At 61.0% G+C, this 20,518-nt stretch carries 18 protein-coding genes; 3 read left to right on the forward strand and 15 right to left on the reverse strand.

Features of this window, described 5'->3' with window-relative positions; all coding sequences use genetic code 11:
- Positions 1-7: 7 nt before the first annotated feature.
- From ALA01S_RS31740 to ALA01S_RS11995, 14 genes are all read right to left on the reverse strand, one after another.
- On the reverse strand, positions 8-931 hold the full coding sequence (locus ALA01S_RS31740; protein WP_084267471.1) for a thioredoxin fold domain-containing protein: 924 nt from the start codon (positions 929-931) through the stop codon (positions 8-10).
- A gap of 22 nt (positions 932-953) precedes the next feature.
- Entirely contained in the window at positions 954-1,781 is an 828-nt protein-coding gene (locus ALA01S_RS32920) for a hypothetical protein (protein ID WP_157118955.1), read from the reverse strand.
- A gap of 24 nt (positions 1,782-1,805) precedes the next feature.
- Positions 1,806-2,402 carry a hypothetical protein gene (locus ALA01S_RS32925; protein WP_157118956.1) on the reverse strand — a complete coding sequence of 199 codons (597 nt, stop codon included), beginning with the start codon at positions 2,400-2,402 and terminating at the stop codon, positions 1,806-1,808.
- The gene (locus ALA01S_RS11945) at positions 2,399-4,594 is read right to left on the reverse strand and encodes a DotA/TraY family protein (protein WP_066336560.1); all 2,196 of its coding nucleotides are present in this window, start codon (positions 4,592-4,594) and stop codon (positions 2,399-2,401) included. The genes ALA01S_RS32925 and ALA01S_RS11945 overlap by 4 nt, the downstream gene beginning before the upstream one ends.
- The gene (locus ALA01S_RS32930; RefSeq protein WP_066336497.1) at positions 4,591-5,202 is read right to left on the reverse strand and encodes a hypothetical protein; all 612 of its coding nucleotides are present in this window, start codon (positions 5,200-5,202) and stop codon (positions 4,591-4,593) included. The genes ALA01S_RS11945 and ALA01S_RS32930 overlap by 4 nt, the downstream gene beginning before the upstream one ends.
- Positions 5,202-6,350 (reverse strand): conjugal transfer protein TraW, encoded by a 1,149-nt coding sequence (gene traW, locus ALA01S_RS11955; protein WP_157118957.1) that lies wholly within the window; start codon positions 6,348-6,350, stop codon positions 5,202-5,204. Before traW ends, ALA01S_RS32930 begins: the two co-directional genes overlap by 1 nt.
- Before the next feature lie 68 nt (positions 6,351-6,418).
- Positions 6,419-9,487 (reverse strand): putative type IV secretion/conjugal transfer ATPase, encoded by a 3,069-nt coding sequence (locus tag ALA01S_RS11960; protein WP_066336501.1) that lies wholly within the window; start codon positions 9,485-9,487, stop codon positions 6,419-6,421.
- Between the two features lie 15 nt (positions 9,488-9,502).
- Entirely contained in the window at positions 9,503-10,282 is a 780-nt protein-coding gene (locus tag ALA01S_RS11965) for an HNH endonuclease (RefSeq protein ID WP_157118958.1), read from the reverse strand.
- A gap of 14 nt (positions 10,283-10,296) precedes the next feature.
- Positions 10,297-10,746, reverse strand: coding sequence for a DUF6750 family protein (locus ALA01S_RS11970; RefSeq protein ID WP_066336518.1), 450 nt, complete (start codon positions 10,744-10,746; stop codon positions 10,297-10,299).
- Positions 10,747-10,786: 40 nt separating this feature from the next.
- Positions 10,787-11,320, reverse strand: a complete 534-nt coding sequence (traQ, locus tag ALA01S_RS11975; protein ID WP_066336519.1) for a conjugal transfer protein TraQ — start codon at positions 11,318-11,320, stop codon at positions 10,787-10,789.
- Between the two features lie 15 nt (positions 11,321-11,335).
- Complete coding sequence (locus ALA01S_RS11980; RefSeq protein ID WP_157118959.1) at positions 11,336-12,178, reverse strand: hypothetical protein; 843 nt, start codon at positions 12,176-12,178, stop codon at positions 11,336-11,338.
- A 28-nt stretch (positions 12,179-12,206) separates the two neighbouring features.
- On the reverse strand, positions 12,207-13,574 hold the full coding sequence (gene traO, locus ALA01S_RS11985; protein ID WP_066336525.1) for a conjugal transfer protein TraO: 1,368 nt from the start codon (positions 13,572-13,574) through the stop codon (positions 12,207-12,209).
- Between the two features lie 11 nt (positions 13,575-13,585).
- Positions 13,586-14,557, reverse strand: a complete 972-nt coding sequence (locus ALA01S_RS11990; protein WP_238455777.1) for a DotH/IcmK family type IV secretion protein — start codon at positions 14,555-14,557, stop codon at positions 13,586-13,588.
- Between the two features lie 233 nt (positions 14,558-14,790).
- Positions 14,791-15,453, reverse strand: coding sequence for a DotI/IcmL family type IV secretion protein (locus ALA01S_RS11995; protein WP_066336527.1), 663 nt, complete (start codon positions 15,451-15,453; stop codon positions 14,791-14,793).
- 1,651 nt (positions 15,454-17,104) lie between these two features.
- Here ALA01S_RS11995 and ALA01S_RS12000 point away from each other — a divergent pair.
- The 3 genes from ALA01S_RS12000 (at position 17,105) to ALA01S_RS12010 (ending at position 19,700) form a co-directional block, all read left to right on the forward strand.
- Positions 17,105-18,394: a replication initiation protein gene (locus tag ALA01S_RS12000; protein WP_084267473.1), complete on the forward strand. Its 1,290-nt coding sequence runs from the start codon at positions 17,105-17,107 to the stop codon at positions 18,392-18,394.
- Between the two features lie 101 nt (positions 18,395-18,495).
- Positions 18,496-18,783: a hypothetical protein gene (locus ALA01S_RS12005; RefSeq protein ID WP_066336533.1), complete on the forward strand. Its 288-nt coding sequence runs from the start codon at positions 18,496-18,498 to the stop codon at positions 18,781-18,783.
- An 11-nt stretch (positions 18,784-18,794) separates the two neighbouring features.
- A complete protein-coding gene (locus ALA01S_RS12010; RefSeq protein ID WP_066336538.1) occupies positions 18,795-19,700 on the forward strand; it encodes a zeta toxin family protein in 906 nt (301 codons plus the stop codon).
- A 261-nt stretch (positions 19,701-19,961) separates the two neighbouring features.
- Here ALA01S_RS12010 and ALA01S_RS12015 read toward each other — a convergent pair whose 3' ends face one another.
- Complete coding sequence (locus ALA01S_RS12015) at positions 19,962-20,486, reverse strand: hypothetical protein (protein ID WP_066336540.1); 525 nt, start codon at positions 20,484-20,486, stop codon at positions 19,962-19,964.
- Positions 20,487-20,518: the final 32 nt, after the last annotated feature.

Below are 20,518 nucleotides of genomic sequence, written 5' to 3' on the forward strand. Positions count from 1 at the left end.
TTGGCACTCAACGGCCAAAAATTGCTTTTTTCAAATCAAATCCACCGCCCGAACTGCCTGCACGTTGGTCTTCCGCACTCATTGATAACCAACGAACCGAGCCGGTTACTTGCTGCCGAGCACCAAACGACCCAAATGTCGCGGCGACGTACGCCGGCGACAGGTTTGGCACGTCTGCGATGAACGATCCGTCCTCCAGAACAATCTGCGGAGTGCCATTTACCTGAATCCCCACAGACCTCAGTATTTCCTTGAGCTGCTGATCAGCCGACTCTGCAACGCTGGGCTCAGTAAACTGGCATTGACGGGCTTGCGGCACACTTCGAGTCGACCAGAACGACTTCCAAGCCGCCCCGGCATCAGAAGCACACCAGATCCGCGATACGGTCTGCCAAGCTTTTCCTCCGCCCTGGGCTATTGGCTGTAGGGATGCCGGAACCACGTAGAACGTCGAATTTAAGTTGGCGCCGTACTTGCGCATGCCGTCTTCGAAGACTTTGCATGAGGGGCAATCGACTGCACTGAAGATCAGCAGACGTCTGTTACCGCCATCTCCGTAAGTAAGCTTAGGAAGTTTCTCGTACTCAATAGCCGCTAGCACTTCTGCACGGACCTCAGCACTTTCGGTGGCGGTAAGCGCTCGAAGGCGAGCACCGTTGTTCGGTACTACATTCAAGCCTCTATAGTCCCCGAACAGCGTGCCACTTTCGTTTATATAACCAACGAAAACCCCTTGTTGGTTCGTCATCCGATAAATGCCGCGCACCAATGTCGGACTCGCAACAGCTGACGTCTCAGTGACACCAAGGTTCGCATTTGAACGCGCAAGGTTTGAGAATAAGTTGTGTACGGCTGATCGGCCATCAGCCAAGGCCGAGCCGACAGCCAAGCCACCAACCAACAGCCCAATTGCTTGAATGCGTCGGTTCATCAGGTCATCCTGGTTGTTTCGCTTACTGCTGAGGTTTTAGCTCAAAAACGCCTAATGACGAATTGGTCTGTGAGTTAATCAGCTGGATTCTGGCCGCAGTCACAACTCCTTGAGCTACATTGCCTTGAACTGATGGCACAAAGAAAAAGATGGTTCCCTCCTCTACAATTGAGTTAGATGAGCGTGCCGCTTCAATAGACTTTGCAACCGATTCATCTTCTACTGTTATCCTGCAAGGTACGATTCCACCAGTAAGATTCAAGCCAACCTTTTGAATAGTTCTGAAAGCCCATCCCCAGCAGTCTTGTCCATTAATTCCAATCGGAAAACTTTTGGTTGAGAAGTCGTATGGGCTTAAGCTAATCTTCGCTATAGACACTTCGTTAGTTGAGCTTGCAGATAAAGAAATGGCGTAGTGATGATTATCTCGGTATTCTGACAGGATTTTTTCGATCCGAGGTAATTCAGACTTTGCAATTTCTCGCTTTTGAAATGCATCTGTTGTAGATGCCCAACTTGACGAAAGTCGTGCTAGTTTTTCCTCTTCTGAGAATGCGGGAGCATTTTGAGCTGCGACAAGATACGCTAGCGCCAGCGGATCGCTGTCAAGTCGGGAATACTTGCTTATTGGGTGAGCTAGATCATTGGGAGTCAGCTTCACTGCAGCCTTATTGATGTCTTTCAGATATGGCTTCGTCGCGTCGCTGTGGATTGACTCCTTGGTCGGCGGGCGATCAACGCCGAGAGATGGCTGTGAAGCCGAGTTCTGTGCAGTCTCGCTTTTATTTTGGTCACCACAGCCTATAAGTGCCACAGCTATAGCGCTAAAATAGAACAGGTAATGTTTCATATTTATAAGTTCCTTGAAAGCTGTCTATTTCAAGCCTTGTAGCCAAGCTCCGAAAATATTAAGCTGGCTTGTGGATATTTTTATGCCAATCGTCGGGTTGGTCGGCGAATCTGTTGCAAAAGTTAAAGAGGTGCTATCTCCGCGGGACAGCATTTGCCATCCCTGAATGTCGTCGTAATCTAGTATTTCTTCAGTTTTGGCAAGCATGTCAACGTATAACATCTTTCTATTCTTTGGGTCCAGCACCACGGCACGGTTTGATAGATACCCTGTTGCTTCCACGAGAGGATTGAAGGTGCGGCTTTTGTTCGCTTGGATTCGGGCTGTGAGCTTCGATCTCAACCTGTTGGGAAAGGATATGAAGCACGCATATCCCACAGCGAAGTACATAAGCGTAAATAGAATTACAGGCAGGGCAAATTCAATATCCTGCGATATGCCATTTGCGATAGTAAACCAAAGCAAAATAACGACGAAAGGCAGACCAAATAGATAAAACGGCCTGAAAATAGCCCAAAGTAAAATAATCACGTTTGCCCCCTTGCTTGCACGTTTCGTGCGGTGCCGGCTGGACGGAGTCGCGTCCAGCCTAGCACCGGACAGTTGCTGTTCCCAGTTCATCGGGAGCTAAAACCATCCCCTGAACGAGGCTTTCCCTTTGAGCCATCTAGGCGAGGTGAAAGACGTCGGTTGACGGCTTCCTCGACCTTGCCGGAGATAGCAGCAACCGCGTGACGCATGCGGTCGTTGTCATCGCGGCCCAGTGCAGAAGAGGCGTGCCCACCAATCCAATTGATAACTTGATCAGGAACGATAAAAATTAAATTGAAGCAGCTATGTACGAGATTTGTGGCCATAGATACATAAATAGCCAGCAGGAAAATCACACTCACCAAGCCTGTAATTGAGTCAAACTGGGCATTTGCTACGCCGACTCCAAACAGTTGATTCAAGAGGGTTCCGCCGGCGATCAAAAATGCTCCTCCCAAGAAGAATCCGCAAACCATGAGTAACGGTCTTACCATTACATTTAGAAGGAAAACCCAGCCATGAGTGCTATGATTGCCCAGTCCATCTCCTCCATCACCTCGTAAATGGGTTACTGCCCACAGCGGGGCTGCTATAACTGCCTCACCGACAACAATGAGCCAGTTAATCGCGGCGCCAAACCATACGATAAAAGGCACGAATGGCAAGTAGATTGAGAGGGCTCCACCAAGTAAAAACAAGGAAATGACTAGAATAATTATGATTGGGCTCAATGCATCGAGTGCTGATTGAAAAAGGCTTCCTATACCTGTGGCGAAATCAGCCACTCTGGCTGCAATACCTACCAAACTAAAATGATCTTTTAGCTTGGAGGCGCCTTTTGCAATGGCGTAAGTAGCCAGGGCAGTGTCTGCTATGCCCAAGGTGTAATCGCCCAAATTTTTCATTTTTATTAGCGGATTGACTTGTCCAAGGCCTTCGCCACCGGCATTAATATTTACGGCCCAATTCACAAACCTTTGTCCTGGTGCTTGGAAAATCCCGCCAATAATTTTGCTTGCTTCATTTCCTGTCGCAGTCTTTGAATAGTCTGCGGTACTGCTTGTCCCAATTGGTGGAGTGAAATTTGTTGTGCTTTGCTGAGAAATGTACGCTGTGTAGGCTGCGTTATAAATTGCCAGAATGGCAGGGTCACCAGCGGTTGAGGTGCCATAGACGGCGGCTTTTGCTGCAACTGCGTCAGATAATTTAGTGTTGGCCTGAGCAAAAGTTTGGTACCAAGCTCCAAGCGTCCACCAACCGGATTCTGCGATCGTGGTGCCTAGCTTGGAGGCTAAGCTTTTAATATCTCCTTGTTTTGTCGCCGCCACGGTATTGACATGCTTCTCATAAGCTTGCGCAGCTGCTTGTATCGCGCTTTCCGCGTTTATTAGAGAAGCATTTGGATTGGCTTGCCGGTCCACAACTGATTTGACGAACGCCAAAGCTTGGGAATCCAAAATGCCTTGCATTTCCCGTAAAGCTTGCGTATGCGCTGTCCGCAACGCTTCCATTGGGATGCTGGAGCTGAACCAACTATTGGATGCTGGTGTTGAATCAAATGAACTGGGTAAATCTACACCGCCGCATACAAAGCTGGCATTTCGCAGTACGAAGCCGTTTGCGGTGGGCTTCAAGTTTACGAATTCGCCATCCGGGATGAGGGCGCCGCTTTGGCTTGCTGTTGCAACTCCCATGTTCAAGCCGTGCATGCACAAATTAGCCTCAAATAGCCCTTGTGCCGTGGATAACGTACTGGGCATCACTGGTTGCATCACCATGCTGTCTCCCGAATTGAAAGCGGACACAGCTTGATCGACAGCAAGATTAGCAGTGCCAACTCCCATGATGGATGCGCCCCACAGCATCAGCAGTTGGGCTAGTGACCACCCATTAGGCGAGGGCACTACAGATGCAAGCCCCCAAAGAATTCGGATTGGGCCCCATAAAATGTGCTTCTGTTGGTCAAACGCCGTGCCGTCATGGGCCGTCTGGGTTATTTTTCTTAAAAATTGATAGCACACAATAAATCCGCCGATAACCAACAGTGTTGCGTTGGTCACCATAAAGATTCCTGCCAAAACCGTATCGGTGCCGCCTGCAATGCTTAATGGGTCATTAACGACATTTCCGAATACTGAAACCAATGCTTGGCGTGATTTGTCGCCAGAACGCTGTGCTGCGCCGGCAATTTCTCCAAGCGTGGTCTGAGAATGCGCCGGTATTGAGAAACTTGCCGTGAGCAACAGCAATGCGGCGCGAGCTTGTATGGCCTTATGGATCATGTTTCCCCCCTGTGGGCGTGCCCTAGTTCAGGGTTGAGCACCGTGAGCCACCAGCGTGGCACTTCCTGCCGAAAGTCGTCAAATCCGCCTTTTTCCGCCCTGGATAACCGGCGGTTATCTATTTGCCAGATTCGGAAGTGTGCGCTTAATGCAAGCACAAAACATAAGGGTTGGCTGCCTGCCAAAGATAAGAGGCCAAAAAAGACCGCGCCAGCCGAAAATGTTGCTACTCCCCAGGCGATCTGCGTCAGCGCTGTAAGCAAAAAGATTAGTGCCATTACTAGCGCTGTGCGCTTCTTGCGTAAAAAAGCGCGCCGGAGTATCGGAATAGGCAGCGCCCCAGGCCCGCGCCGGGCAATAGCTTCGTCGAAGGATTCTTCGGCCGGCTCGGCAGTATGCGTGTCGTTGGCCGAGTTGATTTGGGAATCTGTAAGTGAGCGTCGTGCTTGTGTCGCCAGGTCCCGCAATATAACTACATTGTCTTTTGTCCGTTGTGCTTCCTGTTTAGCCAGGTGCACAGTTTGCCGCATGGCGTGGAACGGAAGCATCACGCGCAAAATACCGCGGCCAATTGACCTGGCGCGGCTTGGCCGTTGTTCCTCCGTCATCATTGTCCTCCACCAACGCGTCCAGATACTGCGCGGTACTTCTGTGTCAAGATAGGCTCATACTCCTGACGAACAGAACTAGCTAGAAGTTGACCCGTGATAATGTTGCCGCGACGGAGTTCGGTTTTAATTTCAGCAAGTAGCCAAGCGTTCAAGGTGTTGACGCGAATGAGTTCTCTGGCGAGGTTATCTCCTGCCATGGATTGCAGGTCTGCTTGATAAGCGGTATTGGCATAGCGACGCCCGACCTCAAAAAATTCAAATTCACGTGCTGACATCACGTTCGTTGAGCGGGCACGAGGTGAGGCAACTTGGTCGAAGTAGGCTTTTGCTGAAGGCGATTCGAAAGCCTCCTTGAGCAATTGCTGCGTCGCAGGATTCGGGGTGCTGTCAGAGATTTGTTGCTCTGCCGGATCCGTTGCAGCTGACAGCACGGCGTTGAATTGCGTTACCAAACCGACATATTGAGCGCCAGCAGTCGTTTCGGCCTCCCCCTTCCGCAGTTGGGGGCCCACAGACCGCCGGTATGCGTTTTGTATATACATCAACGCTGCATCAATCTGCGGTTGCGAAAATGTTCGCTCAATGGTTTTGCCGTTGGGGCCTGCGCCTGCATACAAAGAGTCCACCCGCTTGTCGGCGCCAGGCATGGTGGTTGAAATAGCAGGGCATGCTTTGCTGCCTCCGTACGCGGCGTGATCGTCGGCGTCGCAGAACTGCGCGTGCACCTTCGACGCACGGGCAGCGTCGACCTCTTGTGGCACTTGTGGACTGTTGACTGCTTGTGCAATTGCGCTATCGGCGATGGGTACTCCACCTCGTGGACGAATCGCCCCCTTTGCAGCAGCGGCAGCAGCTGCGACCTCTGCCGCTCCACCCGAGGTCGATTCGCTGCAGATACTGGACGGCACGGAGTAGCGCTGACGCGCGTCTTCGTAGCGGCGGTTGCGTTCTTGTGCCGTATCGAATTCGCGCTGGGCTCGGGCTGCGGCTTCGACCGTGCTTGAGACCTTGGAGGTCTGCTGGTTGATGGCCGTACCGATCTGGTAGAGCAGCGACGAAACGCTCGTGTTGAGGGCCTGGACGGACACGTTCACCGCATTGACCGCGGCGAGCACGGCTGCATCAAAGACAGCGACGGCTGCCATGGAGGGCTGCGAGGCGACCAGGCAGACGGCCAGCGCCACGGCCCGACGTTTTGGAAGGCGTGGAAGGTTCACTGCATGGGTCCTTTCTGGGTTTGCAGCTGCCGCGCGTGCTCCTCCAGGAGCTTGTTGGCCAGCTCTGCCACCACGGACTTCTGCGCGCCTTCGGGAGCGTTTGCGCGCATGTGCTCGAGCGTTGCCCTGGCAGTGCCCAGCGGAAAGTGATGAGCCAGGAGCTTGCGCGCCGCATAGGTTCCCAGCGCCTCGTACAGCCGCGTGCGCAGCGAGACATCGTCGGACGTGGTCGAGAAGGCCCACGCTTCGACGGCCCCCACGGTGTTGGTGAGCATTTGCACGACCAGGCCGCTCTTGGTCTTGAACAGCGCGAGGAAGTTGCCGCCCTCCTCCGCGTTCGGGCCCACGGCCTCGCGCTGCAGCCGCCGGATGGCTTCGTCGCTCACGGCGAATTTCTGGCGCAGCACCTTTTCGTCGTCGGAGCTGCCGCCGCGCATGACGTAGACACAGGTGGCCGCGTCGAGCAGGTCGTCCGGGTAGTCATGCAGAAACTGCGAGAACGCCGCAATGCGGATGCCCCACTCGCGCCCTTCCCGGCCGTCCTTGATAACCGTCGCCGTGAAGGACTGGAGCCCGCCGGTGTTGTGGAACTCGTCGTAGCTGATGTGCTTCTTCTCGTCGCGAATGTCGGCCACGCGCGCGCGGTGGTATTCCTTATAGAGGGGCGGCACGTGAGGCAGCAGCAGTTCCTCGCGCAGGAAGTAGTTCCGGGCCGCAAGGTGGCGGGCAAACATGTACATGATGCTGGTGCGCGCCTTGCCTTCGACCGACTGCCCGCCGACAACTTCGTTGAGATCCATGCCCACGACACGGGTCTCGCTGCTGAGTTCGAAACGCGTGCGGCCGCTGAAGAGCCGGTAGGACGTGGAGGCCGCATGGAAACAGCGGGCCATGTACTCCAGCAAAGTCTCCTTGTCGCTGTACATGGCGGAGCCATGCACGCCGGTGATGCTGCTGTGATGCAAAGCCGCGATAAAGTCCGACAGCACGGGAGATGCATGCCGTTGGGCCACAGCCGCTTCCCGGTACAGGCCCTTGGCGAACAGCAGGTCCGTGACCTCGTACCAGGTGGCATGCAGCCACCAGTCCTCGTCGTGGCTGTCGCGAATGCCGTGGGCGTCCAGGGCCGCGTCTACCTCACGGTCGACGGAGGGCTCGTACTGGTTGGCTTTGATGCCGGCCAGCTCCGCGTACACGATGTCGATGAGCATGGCGTTGACGCGCGCGCAGTCGCTGGGCGCGGCGCCCAGCTTGGCATCCATGCACAGCGCGTTCATGAAGTCGGTCTGGAAATCCGCCTCCCGCGACGTCGGCCGGCGAGCGCCAAGCTGCGTGTCCCAGATGTTCACCGCGAACTCCTCGGTGTTTCGCAGGCGCAGATAGACGGCCTCGTGCTGGCGGTGCGGCGGGAGCGAATCCTGGATGAGCTGGATGAGGCCCGCGGAGCCGGGTTTGACCTCGATCATGGTCATCAGCGGAAGCCGTGCGCTGCCCGGGTTGTGCAGCAGCGCTAGGTTGATGGTGTTGAGCAGCGTCGTCTTGCCCGAGCCTGGCGGCGCCGAGCCGAGCTCGATCCAGGTGTCTTGCTGGGCACTGGCGGGCTGGAGCGGGTAGATCTTGCCGTCCGGGGTTCGCGTGAGGACGTTGCCGGTTTCAGCCCAGGGCGTGGCCGGGCGCTGCAGCGGCAGCACCGTCAGGGCGTCGTCCAGCGGCGGCAACCAGCGATTGGCTACGTTGCGCGTGGTGAAGCCCGGGATGGTTGAGGCCCAGGCCGCCATCGGGTCGCCGTGCACGTCGGTGACCTGACACGTGCCCCAGGCTTGGAGAGCCTGTTCCAGCGAGGCGGCGCGCTGCTTGGCTTCGTGCTCGCTGTGGCCCCACGTCGACGCCGTGACTTTCATGGAGAGGATGGCGTCGTGCCGGCTGCGCTCGCGCAGGTCGATGAACGACTGCTTGATGCTCTTGTTTGCGGGGAACATGCCGGCGAAGGCCAGCATCATCTGGCGTCCGCGTGTCTCGTTGAGCCCGCCCGGGCACAAGTCCAGGCGCATGCGCCACGGCATGCGCGGATCGACGTTGCGCATCAGCTCGGCAAACCGCTGCGGCTCCTGCGGCCCCAACTCCAGCGAGAGGTTGGCGTGCCACAGATCCTGGCTTCGGATGAGCTCGCCCTCAATGTCCACCGAGGCGGTGGCGAGCTGATAGCCGATAAGCGGCGCGGAAAGATCGGAGAAGTCGCGGGCATCCTCGCGCCCATGCGGGATGAAGCGGTCCCCGGGCAGCACCGGGCGGTATTTCTGCGACGTGCGTTCGCGGTTGAGCATGATGCGCAGCCGCTTGATGGCCTCGTGCGCCCCCATGGGCTTGAGCATGATTCCCGGCGCTCCAGCCAGGCCGCAGGTCTCAAAGTCCTGCTTTACGCGCGACACCATGGCATCGTGGCGCAGCTTCATGGCCATCAGCACCGCGGCCGGGTTCTGGCCGAAGTCCAGATAGGGCAGGCGGTGCTGGGTCGCTCTTTCCACGCGATCCTTGAGCTCGCGTTTGGCCTCGTCGTCGCTCATGACGTTCATGTGCGTGTAGAGCACCAGCAGGTTCTGCTCGTAGGCCACCAGCGGGGCGTTGCGGCGCACGCGGTTGAGGATGATGTCCTCGCTGCGCAGCCCGATGCGGCGAGCCGTCTTGATCATCGGCTCGGCTAGGCGCATGAGCTCGTCGTGCGCCCTTTCGGGATCCCGCTCAAAGCCGAGGGACAGCGAGTGTCCTGGCCGGGACAGGTAGCCGTTCATCTTCACGCGCAGGTTGTCGACGATGGTCTCGAAGTCCTGGGCGGAAGTGATCTGGAAGCAGCCCTGCAGGTCGTACACGGTGGCCAGGGAGTTGGAGTCCATGACCAGAACGTAGGGGTCGTCCATGCCCGGCATGTGCCGCATATCGTCTTCGCTCAACGGCAGTGCCGTGCACAGCTCGCAGTAGGAAGCCATGTCGCGGCCGATGAGGTAGCGGCCTACGTGGGCAAGCAGCGACTCGACGGCGGAGACGCCCTTATCGAGGATTCCAGGCATGGAGGCACCTTTTGTTCAAGTCGGCGCGTTCAGCACGTCGTGAGCGACCCTGGGCCAGGCGTTCACGGGCCAATGCGCGGTGAGTTCGGCACGCATCTGCTGCGTTGCCTTTTCAACGGTCTGCGGATGGATGACCAGCGCCAAGCCATCGAACGCGATGGCGCGGCGGGCCGGATCGTCATGCACGGTGCGCGCAACGGCCGCGGCGAATGCGCTGGGTTCACTGCTTCCCCAGCGCTGCCGGACGTACTCATGGTGTGACGCCATCCAGTTGAGTAGCCGCTTGGCATCCTTACTCGCGGCTTCGTCGTCGCAGGTCAACGCGATGAGGATCGTGCGCAGCAGGTGACTGGCGTCACGGCCGCTGAGCCCGGGCAGATAGACGACCAGGCCTTCGCCCTTGCGTAGCTGGCCGAGGTGAAACCAGCGATGGCAGATCGGGTCCGCAACCATCAGGTTCTCTTCGCTCAGGTCGCGGTGGTTGTCGTTGCGGTTGTGGACCTCGTTAGCCAGCGATTCGAGGCCGCAGAACATGCAGCGGTGACCGTGGCGCTGCAGCGTGCTGCTGCGAAGCGCGCGGTCCTGCGCCGTGTTGGCAAAGGGTTCCAGCGCGTCAGGCGCCGCGTCGCCCCAGACAGTGCTCTTGGTGGACAGCAGCAGTGGCGCCAACGCGGGGCGCTCGAAGTTCGAGCCCACCGCGTTGGTGGCCGCCCCGCTGGCGCTGCCGGCCGCCGGGGAAAACGTGGCGGCCGGCTGTGGCTGCATGGATGTCGCTTCGGGTTGCGTGCTGCGCATGCGCGCGCTGCCGTTCAGGGAACGAGGCCCGCGATGCCCACGGTTTCGCCAGCCTTGACGAGCATGAAGCCCGTGGCTGCCAGAGCGCTGCCGCCGAGCAGCGGCACCACGATCTGGCTGCCCTTGACCTGGCTGTTCTCACCCTCCTTGCCCTTGCGCCACCAGTTGTAGCCGCCGTACCCCGCACCTCCAAAGCCGCCGGCTGCAAAGATCTTTCCGAGCGATCCCTTCATGGAATCACCCTGCGTCGCAGCGACGGTGAACAAGTCGGCGAAGCCGCCGGCGTGGGCCCCGGCGGCCAGGCCCAGCAGCGTGACGCCGGCACCAATCTGCATCAGCCGGCGCTGCTGCAGATCCCGCGGGCTCGGTGTGGCTGCCGCCACCGCGGCGGCCGTGAGCTTCACGTGGACGAAGCGGCCGGCTTCGTCGAGCAGATTCAAGGGATTGAGATTGCTCAGCTTCATGGTGTGCAGCTCCTGTGCGAAGAAAAAATCACCAGGTGGATCACCAGACCAGGCCGAGCGTCGAGCGAAGACGCTCGATCATGTCGGTGATCTGTACGAGAGCGGCGCCGCCGAGCATGTGCGTGCTGGCACGCCAGGCGACGTCGTCGGTGCCGTGCGAGGAATCCCCCGCGACGGCAGCCCTTCTCCAGAGCAGGGCGCCCCGGAAGAAGAAGTAGCCGCCCGAGATGGACACGAGGGTCAGGACGGCATTGATGGCGGCAGCGAAGACGCCGAAGCTGGCGGCGCCGCTATAGCTGATGGGGCCGTAGCTGACCGTGCCCGCACCAAACGAATTCCATGTGACGTTGATCAGTTGCGAGAGGTTGACCATGCACGCAGCGATGATGGCCACTATCCCGACATCGCCCAGGGTCAGCGACCGCTGTCCGGGGAACTGCGAGGCGCGCATCATCTTCCCGACGATGTGGCCGAAGTACGCCGTGCCGCACAGCGCTGAGACCACCCACAGCAGCTTCCACGCTGGCCCGGTGATCTCGTTGGCCAGGTTGACCATCATCGTTGCGAGATCCATGACCGTGCTCCCGCGTCAGAGGATGTCGCCTTGCGTGGTGTGCACGCGCCGCGATACCGCGTCGATGCTTGTGACGCGGATGCCGTCGACCAGCGTGCCGGGTTCAACCAGGAAGGTCTTCCCGCCCGCCTCGATCCAGGCTTGGCCGGGGTAGATGGTGTTGACCCGGTACCCGGTGAGCACGCCGCGGTCTGCTTCGGCGCGAACCGCGGCAACCTGCCTGGACCGCGCGGGAGCGGCTGCGGTGCGGGGGCGCGCAGCGGCGGGCTGTGCAGCGCGTGCCGCGGCCAGGTCTGCGCGCAGGCCCACGAGTTCGCCTTGCATGGCAGCGAGCTGCGTACGCAGTGCCACGAGTTCGCTCACCGCGGCGTTGCTGGCCATCGGATTTGCAGACATGGACCCCGCCGGCACGCTGCTCGACGGGGCGGGCACCGCTGCGCTCTGCGCGACTGGCTGCGGCAGCAGCGCCTGCTGTACGGGCCCCGGCTGTGCCGGCTGCGCCGCCTCGCGCGCCACGTTGCTGCCATGTGTTTGCGGTTCCACCGCGGAGGAGACTTGATAGGTGGCGTCCGTGCCGGCAGCGTAGTGCGAGCCCGTCATCAACGCATCAGCATTGGGGTTGGACTGGGCGTTGGAGGTACTGGCGAAGGGGTTGCCGAAGAGGACGGCAGCGGCGACTAGGAAGAGTCCTCCGCCCACGTGGTAGGGCTTGACTTTCGTATGCGCCGCAGGCTTGGTGCCCGGTTCCGGCGGTGCTGCTACTGCGGCCGTAGCAACGGGTGCAGCTGCGGCCGGTGCCGGCGTCACAGGCGAGGAAAAGAAGTCTTCTTCAGCGGCATTGGAGCTGTTGGGGTTCACGGTGCACCTCGGCTGCGTGGTTGAAGGATCACTGGGCCGCCCCGTATGGGGCAGGCGCGTACGGCGGCGTGTACCCCGGTGGGTACTGCAGCGGCGCACCGGGCACGCCAGGCATTCCAGGAACGGTTGGGACCATCGGAGGCGGCGGCGCGGCCTGCTGCCACGCTTGCGCCGGCGCGAGCTGTGGAGCCTGGCTGCGCGTATTGCCAGTGGCAGCGGCGGGCGTGGGTGTGGTGTTGCCGCGGATCTCGTCGCTGGCGAAGACCGGGGAGAGGAAACGCACGCCGATCGTGGTGTTCGGGGGCACCAGCACCTGCTTGGGCGGAATGGCGGCCGCATCACGCGCGAGGACATTGCCCGCTTGCTGTGCCGCACCGCCGACAACGGCTCCCGTGACTTGGCGGCCGCTGACCGAGTCCGGTGCGGAGATCACGGCGCCGCCCAGCGGCGAGATGATCGTCGTGCTGCCGCTGCGCTCGAAGAGCTGCCCGACCCGTCCCAGGCCGATGGCTAGGGAGGGCAGCACGATGCGACTGAAGTAGCGGTTGTTGACCTCGCCGGACAGCGCCGTGCGCAGCGAATCCTTGTCAACGGCCTTGGCTTCAATCTTGTAAGTGCGCCCGCGCCAGGACATGCCGGTAAAGGTCATGTCGACGGTGTTCTCCAGCCGCCTGTAGCCGGGCGCAAACACGCTCGCACCCGCGTAAGGGCCGGCCGGGATGTGCGCTTCGACCATGGAGTTTTCATCGGTGTCGATGCCCGTGCGCAGCTCGGCGGCCACGAGTTCGTAGCCAGGCACCAGTTGCTCGCCTGCGGCCCCGCCCTGCTGTTGTGTCCCTGCGGGAGCGGATGCCGGCGGCGCAGGCTGAAGCGATGCCGTGTACGCCTTGCCGTCCTGCGCCACGGCCGCCAGGCCATGCTTCTCTCCGGCCCAGTTTTCCATCAGCGTCTGAACCTGCATCTCCACCGCCTTGAAGCGCTCCGGGTCCACGGCCACTTGCTGCGCGGGCTGCTGCGGCGCGGGAGTGGGGGCAGGAGGCGGCGCGGGTGCCGGCGCTGGCGCAGGTGCCGGCGTCGTGGGCGGCGGCGCGTCATCGCTTGCACCTTGCTGCGCATCAACCGAGCGAGTGGACGGCACGGACACGTAGGTGCCCTTGGCGGCCTTGGCTTGCGCGGCCTGGCGCTCGTTGTAGTCGCGCAGGATCTGCTGGTAGCGCGCCGACTCCTCGGCGCTGGTGCCCTGCCCGTTGCCCTGCACCGCAGCGACCTGCGACGGGGTTGCACGGCTGCTTTGCCACCAGGAGTAGCCCAGGTAGCTCACGCCGGCGACGGCAACGAGGCCCAGGGCCGCGACGACGACGGTCTGGCGTCCGAAATCCGCCTGCAGTTTGGTCATGCGCGACCCTCTCAGGGCAAGTCGAGTTGGAAAGTCAGCGAGCGGCCCGCATCGCTGAGGGTGACGTAAGGCGTAGGCGCGAGCCTGTAGACGCGCGTGCCGTCGCTGGCGGCCAGCGTGTTGTCGAACGCGGTCTGGATGTCGCGGTCCGTGCGCACGAAAAGGGCGCCGGCGTACTGCCACACGTCAGTGCGCGGTGGCACCTCGCCACGTGGTTTCAACCGCACGGCGTCGTTGGGCGGCAAGCCGTCTAGGAAGGCTTGCATGGTGTCGTCGTAGAGCCCGATCTTGGCAACGCCCGGCACGGCAGCTTGTGCCCACGGGCTGTGCCCCGGCACACGCAAATCAAGCCGGTAGTCGACTTCACGGGTACGGGTCTTGGCGTCGGGCTCACCGGCCACGAGCTTGATCACCACCGGAGTTGCCAGCCCCACGAGGAACGCGGTCAGGTTGGCTTCCTCATAGGGCGAGAGCATCGTCACAACGACCGAAGGCGAGCCGTCGATCCATTCGGCGCTGGCAACCTGATTGGGTCTGCTCACACGGGGCGCAGCACCCAGTGGCCACGGAGCGCCCGCGGCATCAAGAAACACGACGGTGGACGTTTCCCCGGGCAGCGTGCGCAGGATCGGCGGCGTGGCGCCGGGTGAGAGGTCCACGGAGACGGAGCGGATGCGCGGCAGGGTACGCACGGGGCGGTCGGCCTTGGCCGCGCGCGTGTCTTCGAAGCGCCTGCGCAGCTGGCGGATCTCCTGGCTCTTGAGCGGTGAGACCATCGTGCTGGCCCGCTGGTAGTCGGTGGGAGGAACCAGTGGCGGCAGAGGTGCCGTGCCGTTTTGACCTTGCGCGCCAGCTGCGCCAGCACCAGCGGCCGCCGGCGCCCCGCCTGCATAGTTCGGGGCGCCATAGTTGGTCGGCGGAAATGCGGCCTGCATTTGCTGGCTGCGGGCTTGAGCAGCTTGGGCCGCTTGCGCGGCCTGCATGGCCGCAGGCGAGGGCGGAAACTGTGCCGGCGCCGCAGCGGGCGCGGCTTGTACCCATGTCCCGGGCGCTGTTGCTGGCGCCGGCGCGGCTGGTGCCGCGGCAGGGGTGGCTGCGGGGTGGACAACGCCAGCCGCGGGTGCCGTTTGTTGCTGTGCGTGCACCGCCTGAGCGGCAAGCGCAGCAACCGCAAAGGCCGCTGCATACCCACTTCGAGACTTCATGGGCAGCTCCTTCAGCGCGGTGCGGTCACGAGCTGCCCGACGGCGATGCCAAGGACGTTGTCGAGGGTCGACACGCGCGTGACCCGGACCGTTGCGCGGAACCGTTGCGCGGGCATCTCCGTCATCTGCCCGGCCAGGCGCAGCTCAAGCGGGACTTCGACGTACCAGACATACACGCCGTTCTCGGTGCCGTCCTTGACCAGTACGCCCGTGCCCACCGTGGCAGAGACGTTCATCCGCTTGGAGGTGACCAGCTCCAGGATGTTTGACTTCTTCAACGCCTCCAGGAACGAGGCGTAGCCCTCGCGGTCGTACTTCGGCCGTACGGCTTCGAGCTGGGCACGGTAGTTGGAAAAGTCCAGCGTGAAGGATTCGTTGAGGGTGTCTTTGGCGAACTGGATGACGGCCGGTGCCTTCGTGTAGGGCCTGCTCAGCGGGATCAGCGGGAAGAGCCGCCCGTTGTCCGAAGCAAAGAACTCGCGCACCGGGTTGAGGGCGGCAAAAACCAGCACCGCGTTGAGGAACACCGAGGCGACCAGGCCGCCCGCGAGCAGGAAGTTGAGCTTGACGGAACTCCTGGCGAGCCACTGCATCAGCCGGCGGCTGAGCTCAGCCTGCACGGCCGGCTTGACCGCGTCCTCGGTGCGATGCAGCTGTGACAGTGCGTCGGCCATGTCCTGCTCGATGCTCGCAGCGCTGGCCGGGACGTAATGAGTTTCGCGTGCAACGGCTTTGGGGAGGGCTTGGGCCGCCGTGGCGGAGGAATCTTCACGGCGCGGGGCCGGTGCTGGACTTGGAGCCAACCCGTCGCCTTGAACGGGAAATGGCAGTTGCGACGCGTCTTGCAGTGCAGCCACAGGATCACCTCTTGCGCTCCGTATTCACTGCACTATACGGAATTACAAAAGTCCGGCAAGCCTGACTGCGGCGAATCAGCTCCAGCCGCAGCGCCGCGCACAGGAGCCACAGAGTGCAGCCGCTCTTGAACACAACATACCGGTAGATAAACGACACCCCGCACCTTCTGGGGTTAATTCCCCGGTATTCACCCCCCTTTTCTCCTCCCCCTGGCTTATCTGGACTGCACCGCACCAGCGCGAGAAATAGGTAAAGAACAGGAAATTCAAGGAAGGAGCAACCGCAAACCAAGGTCAGGAATGCGGCTCAGTTGTTGCTCGTATGTTGTTTCCGTGGAGTGGATGGCCAAGCGCAAATGGGCTGACCGCTTCTGCATCATCTGGCGCCGCGCACTTGGCTGGGCTCATGGCCGCTGCGTGCTTCAGCCCCTGCCCTGCCTGTCCTCTCGCCGGGTCCACGAGGGACAACTTTTGGGAGTTGCTAGCGTGAAAGGCTTCAGAAAGCCCAAAAGCTGTCCCCTTTCAGGCCTTGAGAGCAGCAACAGGGACACCTTTTGGGATTCGCTGGGCGTTAAGTCACGCTCCGAAAGCCCAAAAGCTGTCCCTTTGGCTCTTCGGAGACCGCACTGGGGGCAGCGTCTGGGATCACCGGATCCTGCTAAAGCCTCCAGGCTCCCAAAAGCTGTCCCCTTTCGGTCTTAAATGGGCTCAAGGGGTACAGGTTTTGGGCATTTGGCTGCTCTCCACACCGCACGAAGCCCAAAGCCTGTCTCCCTTGCGCAATCCAGACGCTTCCCCGAGGACTTGCCGCTTGGGGCTGCAGCCGGATTGAGCAGCCGGCCACAGCTGTTGTAGGCAGCTATAGGGACTGCAGAACCAGCTCCCACTTGATCTCCAGCGCGCCTCAGCACTCTGCGTGCCGAACAGCGATACCACCCCACAGAGCGGCGGGCGTTGGCAGCGAACAGCTTGGTCAGCAGCTCTGGTACGCATAGGTCAGCGATCAGCTTCGCCCCGGACCGTAGGCATTCATTGCGTCGCGGCACAGGTACGTTCCTGGTTGCGCTGAGTAAGGTCTCGTGGACGGCCTGACCCTTAGGCCAACAGCCCAAAGGTTGTCTCCCAAAAGCCCATATCCACACCCCCAAAAGCCCAAAAGCTGTCCCCCAAAAGCCCATATCCACACCCCCAAAAGCCCAAAAGCTGTCCCCCAAACTCCCAAAAGTTGTCCCTCAAACTCTTCCAAGTGACTGTCAGCATTGAAGAAATTTGACCCTAAAGGTTTAAAACGTATTAAAGGTCTTAAAGGTTTAAAACAGGCCGTTGCTTTGAAAGGTCGCATCGAACAGCCCAGGACACCCCATCGCCACGGGCTTCGGCTGCCGCTGCTCCAACGTAACAGTGGCCGCTTCGGATGCCTAACCGGTACACTGCGATGTAACTTTGTCCCGCTTCCTGGAGCTACCGCTTGAACCGCAGATCGCGCGAAGTCGCTGGATCACCGCAGGCCAGCCTGCTTCCAACGGAGTCTCAAGAGCCCGACGACCTGTGGCGCAAGACCGTCAAAGTGGTGCACAGCGTCCCGCGCGGGCATTCGTTGACCGTGATGCAGCGCAAGATTGCCAACGCCTGGATGAAGCACGCGATCGAGAACCCGCGTGGCCGTGACGGCTGGTGGCAGATGCCGCTGATGAAGCTGCGGCAGGAAACGGGGTTTGGAGGCTCGCACAACACGAAGCACCTCAAGGAGTCAGCGAAGGCGCTCATGCGCATCATCTTCGAGTTCGACGTGTTTGCAGCTGGCGACCGGCGGACCGACGAGTGGCAAGCGCAGGTGCTGTTTCACGGCGTGGCCCTGTCCCGAGGCTATATCCGCTGGCAGATCAGCGACAACATCTACCGCGAGCTGCTGCGCCCGGAGGTCTACGCGCTCATCAATATGTCTGTCATGCGCCGCTTTACCACCGCGGCGGCGTTGCAGCTGTGGGAGTTCTGCGTGCGTTTCGAGAACCTCGGTCAGACCAAAAGGTTGCGCTGGGAAGAGCTGCGCGACTCGGTGCTCGACGGCGCGGGGAAGGCATCCTTCGCCGACTGGAAGGTGCTCAAGAAGCGCGCGCTCGTGCCGGCCATCGCAGAGATCAACGCCTGCTCGGATCACGACATCGAGCTCATCGAGTTCCGCGAGGGCCGTCGCATAGCTGACGTCCAGTTCCGTGTGACGCGCAAGAGCCAAAACGTCAAGGTTCCTGTCGAGGCCGAGCGGCTGGTCGAGCGCATCGTGCGGCTGGGCGTGCCGGCCATGGAGGCCAAGCGCCTGGCAAGCCTCTATCCGGTGCCACGGCTGCACGCTGCGCTGCATTACACCGAACTGCGCCAGACCGACAGCGCGCAAACTCCGCTGGAGTCGCCTGCCGCGTACTTTCGCCGCGCGCTGGAACTTGGCTGGGGATACGCTGGCGACATCGCCACGCCGCAAGTCACGCAGGCAGCAGGTCCTGTTGCCGCCGAGGCGGCCAACGACGTCGGCGCGCCGGATGAGAGCGACGCTGCTGCTGCCAAGCGTCGCGAGCTCGCCCGTGCGCACTACGACAAGCAGTCACCCACGGACAAGGAAGCCTTGCGTGAGCGCTACAACGCCCAGCAGCACCTGCCCAACTTGCGCGTGAAAGCCCGAGTCTCCAAGATGACCCAGGTTGCTTTCCTGAACTGGCTGGCCCGCGAACTCTGGGGCAGCGAGGCACAGGAAGTGCTGCTGTGAGCGCGGCTCTGGCGATGTCAAGCCACTACGGGCGCTGCTGGACCAGGGTGAACGGTCCAGGTCCTGGCAGGTGCTGTCGTGAAACTGGAGAATGGTTTGCCATGGAAAACGCCCAGCTCCCCATCCCAGTCGCAATCCAATGCGAACTGCTTTTGGAACTCATGAGTACCGTGGCTGCCCGGCTCGCACGCCTGGAAGCGCGGGAGACGCAAGCTGACCAGCGCGCCTCTTACGCCGCCGAACGAGCCAAAATCTTGAGAGGCCGGCTGACGTTTGACATCAACAACGAGGCCGAGATTTCCAAGCTCATGACGCACTACGACCAGTACGCCTCGGTCCTTGCAGTAAAGCTTCAAGCGGCGCCGGTGGCCAGCAGCGCCAGCATGTGAGCCCATGTGCCATGCGGCTGCTTGATGACCAGACCCTCGAGCTGATCTACCAGGAGTCCATTCGCGACGCGCTTTTCGAAGGCGTCAGTGCCAGTGCCCAGCCCCGGTTAGTCATCGTTGGGGGGCAGCCAGGTGCGGGGAAGACCTACGCGGTGTTGGCCGCGACGCAGGAGCTTGCCGTTGTGGGTACTGGGGTCGCATTCATCAACGGCGACGAACTGCGCACCTATCACCCGCACTACGAAGCGCTCATCCAGGAAGACTCGGCCACGGCTGCAGACAAGACCGGCACCGATGTGGGCTGGTGGGTACGCAGAGGAATCTCGGAGGCGGCTGCCAGCGGCTTCAACACGGTTTTAGAAACAACCATGCGGCAGCCTGCAGTCGTTACCCGTACTGCGGGCGAGTTCGCGAACCGCGGCTTCAAGATCGAGCTGCGTGTGATGCTGGCGCATCCCGAGGTCAGCCTGTTGGGCATCTACCAGCGGTATGCAGGGGCGCTGCAGCGAGCCAATGTGCTTCCCCGCTTCACGCTGCCGCATTACCACGATGACGCACTCGAGCAGATGCCGAACACCCTGTCGGTAGTGGCTCCCGCCGTGGACGTCGTGCGCATCGTTGACCGTCAGGGAGACGATCTCTACGCATCGACCAGCTCGCCGCTCGATCCAGTCGCTGCTCTGCAGACCCTGAGGCAACGCCCTTTGAGCCAGGATCGCATTGAGCGCATAGGGCAGACCTGGCGGCAACTGGTCGAGGCGTTGGACCGTGACGGCGTGCCCGATGTTGTTCGAGCTGGCGTGCGCCGCGAGCAACAGCGGTTCTCGGCAACCGTTGAAGCCGCTTCAGGCCCAGTCGCTGAGGGGTCAACGCCAGCGCCGGCAAATGCCCAGCGCCGCCGTGCGCCGCGCCCTTGAAGCCGTTGTCGCTTGACCGGGCAAGGTTCCCTAAACGCTACCGGCCATGCCGCGGTCCGCGGTTTGGGTAACTCAACCGCGCAAGCTGGCGAGCAGCGCAATAAGCAAATACGGAACAGTAATTTTTGTGGCCTGTTTGGTGTAGACCTGGTGTCGCCATAAGAAACCCGAGAAACTAAGGTGGTTTCGTTGTTTTACTGACCCTAATTAATGACGGCCGTAAGCGTGGCGCCTGCACCCTACTGGCACAGGCTGCCGAAGTCAGATATCGACGACGTGGCGCAGCAGGCGGAACGGCACCCGCCAGCCCGGGCCGTCTGCGGTTTCGACTGTCGCCGTGCGCTGGTTGATCCGCACGATGGTGCCGATCTGGGTCTGCATGTAGCGGTCCTCGAAAGACACCTTCTCGCCGCAGCGGAAGTCATCCCGGCCCGGCTGTGACGGCGCTGGCGGCGCGGGCGTTGCTGCAGTTGACGCGGCCGGCTGGGCCCCGGCCGGCGGCGGCTCGATGGCGGCGTAGGGCAGCTTCCACTCGCGCCGCGCGTCGGTCTCGTGCAGCGTCACCTGGTGGTCGCGCATGGCCACGACTTTGCCGCTGCGCATGCGCCCGTCGTGCCAGTCCAGGAAGCGCACCGTCTGGCCCAGGTGCATGCGCGAGCGCACGGCGATGATGCGGCGCGGGTCGGCCAGCATGCGCTCGATGATGGTGCTCAGCTGGAACAGCTCCAGGCTGCTGGCCTGGCTGAGCGCGTCGATGAGCTGGGGGTTGGGGCCTTGCGTGTCCACCGCCGTCGTCTCCCTGGAATACCGCGCCGGTG

The organism is Azohydromonas lata NBRC 102462 (assembly GCF_001571085.1).
GTDB lineage: Bacteria > Pseudomonadota > Gammaproteobacteria > Burkholderiales > Burkholderiaceae_C > Azohydromonas > Azohydromonas lata.

Excerpts from the sequence above, each read along its gene's own strand:
- ALA01S_RS32920 (WP_157118955.1), bottom strand. The coding sequence starts at position 1,781 with ATGAAACATTACCTGTTCTATTTTAGCGCTATAGCTGTGGCACTTATA.
- ALA01S_RS31740 (WP_084267471.1), bottom strand. The coding sequence starts at position 931 with ATGAACCGACGCATTCAAGCAATTGGGCTGTTGGTTGGTGGCTTGGCT.
- traW (WP_157118957.1), bottom strand. The coding sequence starts at position 6,350 with ATGGCAGCCGTCGCTGTCTTTGATGCAGCCGTGCTCGCCGCGGTCAAT.
- ALA01S_RS11965 (WP_157118958.1), bottom strand. The coding sequence starts at position 10,282 with ATGCGCAGCACGCAACCCGAAGCGACATCCATGCAGCCACAGCCGGCC.
- ALA01S_RS11990 (WP_238455777.1), bottom strand. The coding sequence starts at position 14,557 with ATGCAGGCCGCGCAAGCGGCCCAAGCTGCTCAAGCCCGCAGCCAGCAA.
- traO (WP_066336525.1), bottom strand. The coding sequence starts at position 13,574 with ATGACCAAACTGCAGGCGGATTTCGGACGCCAGACCGTCGTCGTCGCG.
- ALA01S_RS32930 (WP_066336497.1), bottom strand. The coding sequence starts at position 5,202 with ATGACGGAGGAACAACGGCCAAGCCGCGCCAGGTCAATTGGCCGCGGT.
- ALA01S_RS32925 (WP_157118956.1), bottom strand. The coding sequence starts at position 2,402 with ATGAACTGGGAACAGCAACTGTCCGGTGCTAGGCTGGACGCGACTCCG.
- ALA01S_RS11995 (WP_066336527.1), bottom strand. The coding sequence starts at position 15,453 with ATGGCCGACGCACTGTCACAGCTGCATCGCACCGAGGACGCGGTCAAG.
- ALA01S_RS12005 (WP_066336533.1), top strand. The coding sequence starts at position 18,496 with ATGGAAAACGCCCAGCTCCCCATCCCAGTCGCAATCCAATGCGAACTG.
- traQ (WP_066336519.1), bottom strand. The coding sequence starts at position 11,320 with ATGGATCTCGCAACGATGATGGTCAACCTGGCCAACGAGATCACCGGG.
- ALA01S_RS11970 (WP_066336518.1), bottom strand. The coding sequence starts at position 10,746 with ATGAAGCTGAGCAATCTCAATCCCTTGAATCTGCTCGACGAAGCCGGC.
- ALA01S_RS11945 (WP_066336560.1), bottom strand. The coding sequence starts at position 4,594 with ATGATCCATAAGGCCATACAAGCTCGCGCCGCATTGCTGTTGCTCACG.
- ALA01S_RS12010 (WP_066336538.1), top strand. The coding sequence starts at position 18,795 with ATGCGGCTGCTTGATGACCAGACCCTCGAGCTGATCTACCAGGAGTCC.
- ALA01S_RS11960 (WP_066336501.1), bottom strand. The coding sequence starts at position 9,487 with ATGCCTGGAATCCTCGATAAGGGCGTCTCCGCCGTCGAGTCGCTGCTT.